This is a genomic window from Methylobacterium sp. V23, from assembly GCF_002917135.1.
Taxonomy (GTDB): Bacteria; Pseudomonadota; Alphaproteobacteria; order Rhizobiales; family Beijerinckiaceae; genus Methylobacterium.
Genome location: NZ_PDHT01000088.1, coordinates 1 through 4122 on the forward strand (window position 1 = coordinate 1; position 4122 = coordinate 4122).

At 61.0% G+C, this 4122-nt stretch carries 1 protein-coding gene and 1 pseudogene; one reads left to right on the forward strand and one right to left on the reverse strand.

The window, feature by feature from the left end; translation table 11 throughout:
* Window positions 1-96 precede the first annotated feature (96 nt).
* The gene (locus CRT23_RS28285; RefSeq protein WP_210202114.1) at window positions 97-3579 is read left to right on the forward strand and encodes a family 16 glycosylhydrolase; all 3483 of its coding nucleotides are present in this window, start codon (window positions 97-99) and stop codon (window positions 3577-3579) included.
* Between the two features lie 176 nt (window positions 3580-3755).
* On the opposite strand, the pseudogene CRT23_RS29515 reads toward CRT23_RS28285, so the two are convergent.
* Window positions 3756-3935: pseudogene (locus CRT23_RS29515) on the reverse strand (hypothetical protein); the annotation flags it as partial.
* Window positions 3936-4122: the final 187 nt, after the last annotated feature.

The following is a 4122-nucleotide window of genomic DNA, read 5'->3' on the forward strand; positions in this document are numbered from 1 at the left end:
CTGACGAGATCTGGCTGGCCAACATCAAGCTCGCCCAACTCGCCGCCAACGACTTCGGCTTCTAGTCTGGACAAATCGATGACCCCCCGCTCCGACATGCAGCTGATCTTCAGCGACGAATTTGATCGCGCAAGCTTCTATGATCAGCCCACCGCGCTCTGGGATACAAGTTTCTGGTATGGTGCACGCACTATCCCGACGCTTTACCAGAAGCAGATCTTTCTCGACTCGAGTTATACAGCTTCTGACGGCACCAAGCCGAACATCGACCCTTTCAGTGTCGCCGATGGTGTGCTCTCGATCACCGCTAACCGGACTCCATCTGACCTTGTCCCCTTGCTTGAAGGTAGGACCTTCACGTCCGGTTTGATCAACACTTATAACACCTTCAGTTTTCAGTATGGCTACGTCGAGATCCGAGCACAAGCGCCGGCAGGGCAAGGCTTTTGGCCGGCTTTCTGGCTTCTGCGTACCGACAGTGGCCAACTTGGCGAGATCGACATCGCCGAGATGTTCGGCAGCAAGCCAACCTACATCACCTCGACGCTTCATACCTCGAACGATGGGATCACCCAGACCGCCACACCTGCTGTAAGAGCGAACGTGGCTGATCTCACCTCAGGCTTCCATACCTACGGTCTGGATTGGACCGATACATCCATCACCTTCTCAGTCGATGGTGTCATCACGGGTCAGGTTGCGACGCCCGAGGCGCTCAAAGCCACGATGTATCTTCTCGCTAACCTCTCCGTCGGAGGCGTTCTCTCCGGCGAGGCTGACAGCACCACCCCATTCCCATCGCAGCTGAAGCTCGACTACGTGCGCGTTTGGCAGGATGCCGTACGCCCAACGACCTCGGCACCTCGGTCTCTGCTTGGAACTGAGGGTAGCGAGACGCTGGCCGGCGGGGACGCCAACGATACCATCGACGGGGGGGCTGGCAACGACACGCTGCAGGGGGGGGGCGGCAATGACCTTCTCCTCGGTGGCGCCGGCTCAGATCGCCTGCAGGGCGACTTCGGCAATGACACGCTCGATGGAGGCGTTGGCGCCGACATCCTCCTGGGTGGTGCAGGAGATGATGTCTACTACGCTGACGATGCCGGCGACGCGATCACCGAGGCTAGGAATGCTGGCTATGACACCGTCTACGTGAGCAGCAATCAGTACAAACTCAGCGCCAGCCTGATCGCCGGTTCAGTTGAAAAAATGGTTTTCACCGGCACCGGTGATGCGAGCCTAACCGGCAGCGCTATCGCAAACCTGATCATCGGCGGCTCGGGCAACGACACCCTCGACGGCAGCTTGGGCGCCGACACGCTGCAGGGTGGCGATGGCAACGACACCTACATTGTTGATGATGTCAGCGATGTGATCATCGAGGCAGCCAACGCGGGCGTTGACTCAGTACGCACGTCTCTGGTGAGCTATACGCTCGGAGCGAACGTCGAGAACCTGATCTACACTGGTACGCTCAACTTCACCGGGACCGGCAACGGCCTCGACAACCTCCTGATCGGCAGCTTGGGCTCCGACTCGCTCAGCGGCGGGGCTGGCAACGACACTCTGATCGGCGGCACTGGTGCCGATACCCTCATCGGCGGCATAGGCAACGACACCTACATCATCAACGATCTCGGTGATGTCATCGTGGAGGGGAGCAACGGCGGCATAGACACCGTCCTGACGGGGCTCAGTAGCTACACGTTGACGGGCAACCTGGAGCGTCTCGCTTATACCGGCATCTCTGCCTTCCGCGGCGTTGGTAACGCGATGGACAATGTTCTCTCGGGCGGCTGGGGGACAGACACGCTACTCGGCGGAGCCGGTAACGACACACTCTATGGCGGGGCTGGCAACGACAGCCTCAATGGCGGTATCGGCAACGACGTACTCTGGGGTGGTGCGGGCAACGACATGCTCACGGGCGATACAGGCTCCGACACCTTCGTGTTCGCAGCTCAAGCCAGCCCCTTCAGCAGCCTCGTCAGCGACTTCGAACTCGGCATCGACAAACTCGATCTGCGCGGCATGGGGTTGTGGTCGTTTGACGATGTGATGGCGCACACCACCATGAACGCGGCCGGCTACGTGGTTATCGCCAATCAGAATGAGACGGTCACGCTGCGCAACGTACGCGCCAATCAGCTCTCGGAACGCGACTTTGTCTTCTCGCCCGTCGCAGCTGCGGGTAAGCTTGGCCAGGTGAGCTTGGCTCGATCGGAGGTTGAAGAGAACAGCGCGTTCGGCACGGCGCTCGGTGAGCTGCTAGGCACTGACCCGGATCCGACGAGCTCACTGACCTACCAACTCATCGATGATGCCGGCGGGCGGTTCGCGGTCACGGGCCGCGTCCTGACGGTTAGCGGCTCGCTCGATTACGAGACGGCTCGCCAACATCAGATCACTGTGCGGGCTACGAACCAAGCAGGTCTCTACACTGATCAGGTGCTGACCCTTGCGGTGAATGACGTCAACGAGGCCCCCTACAATCTCGCACTCTCGAATGCCGCGCTTCCTGCGGCAAGCTCGCCAGGTGCCGTTATCGGAATTCTGACGGCCCAGGATCTTGACCTCGGCGATGTACCGTTCCTCAGCCTTGCAGACAATGCAGGCGGACGATTCGGCGTGCAGGCTGGCAAGCTAACCTTGCTCGGCGCCCTCGATGCGCCCTCCTTTGACATCACTGCGCGAGCCACCGACCGCGGTGGCCTTGTCGTCGATCAGCACTTCACCATTCAGGTCGATGGTTACTGGGCTGGGGGGCCCGGCAATGTGGTCACCGGCACGGACGGTGACGATCTGATCACGCCTCTGCGTACCTTGCCGGGCCAGCTCTACCCAACCGCGGGCCCTGACACCCTATCGGGGGGGCTCGGCAACGACACGCTCGACGGCGGCAAGGGCGATGATCTGCTGAAAGGAGAGGGCGGTGCGGACAGCGTGATCGGCGGCGCTGGTAACGACACGCTCGACGGTGGGTCAGGCGCTGATACCATGGTGGGAGGGGCCGGTGACGACACGTACCTCGTAGATGATGCGGGTGATGCAATCAGCGAGGCATCCAGCGCCGGCTTCGACACGGTGCTGACCAGCCTCTCCAGCTACACGCTGGGGGGAAACTTGGAGGCGCTCACCTACACTGGATCGATCGCCTTCCGCGGCGTCGGCAACGGCTTGGCCAACGTGATCACGGGCGGAGCCGGCAGTGACACGATCTTGGGCGGAGCCGGCAACGACACGATCTTGGGCGGAGCCGGGAATGATAGCCTGAACGGCGGCACGGGTGACGACGTGCTGATGGGCGGGTCCGGCGCAGACAGGCTGACAGGTGACGTCGGGCGTGACGAGTTCCGCTTCTTTGCTCAGACCACGCCGAGCACGGCACTGGTCAGCGACTTTACCATTGGCGAAGACAAACTGAACGTTCACGGGCTCGGTTTGGTCGACTTCTCCGACGTCATGGCACACGCGTTCTCCAACGCACAAGGCTTTGCCGTCATCGACTATGCAGGCGAGGCGATTACCTTGAGTAACGTTAAGCTTGCGCAGCTCAGTTCGGGTGACTTTCTGTTCTAAGCTTGAATTTGGTCAATTGCGGCGTGTCGCGTGGGCTAAGGTGACAAAGCGGGTTTGACGAGTAGGCTGGCGCTGTTTCCTGCAAGAGACACCGCCATGCCACCCCTGCCCACCCGCTTCGCCGAGATCCTCCTGGCGTTCGCGCCACTGTGCGCCCACCGCTCGTGGCGCCATGCTCAGCTTCTGCTGATCGGTGCGATCTTGACGCCGGGCCGCCGCACGGTACGAGCGTATTGCGCATCCTGGGTGATGAGGCTGGCCGCGAGGCTTGTGAAGGCCTCAAAGATATCGCTTCGCCGCTCATGGCGAATGGGCAGGCGTCACCATACGATAATCCAGCCGAAGCTGCGTTCGACATGCACTGATCGCGACCCGTGCTGGGACTGATTTGGACAGCTGCCAAGCGGTGCGCGGCTGCCAAGCGATACGCGATGCGGTCTGATGGCCGCGTCCTCAACCCGCGCCGGAGCGCTGCCATGCACTAGAGTGATTGTGCCGCAGAGATCATCGGGAAGAAGATCAAGGCATACGAAGATGTTGCCA

Coding starts and splice junctions, on each gene's coding strand:
- CRT23_RS28285 (WP_210202114.1), top strand. CDS start 97: ATGCAGCTGATCTTCAGCGACGAATTTGATCGCGCAAGCTTCTATGAT.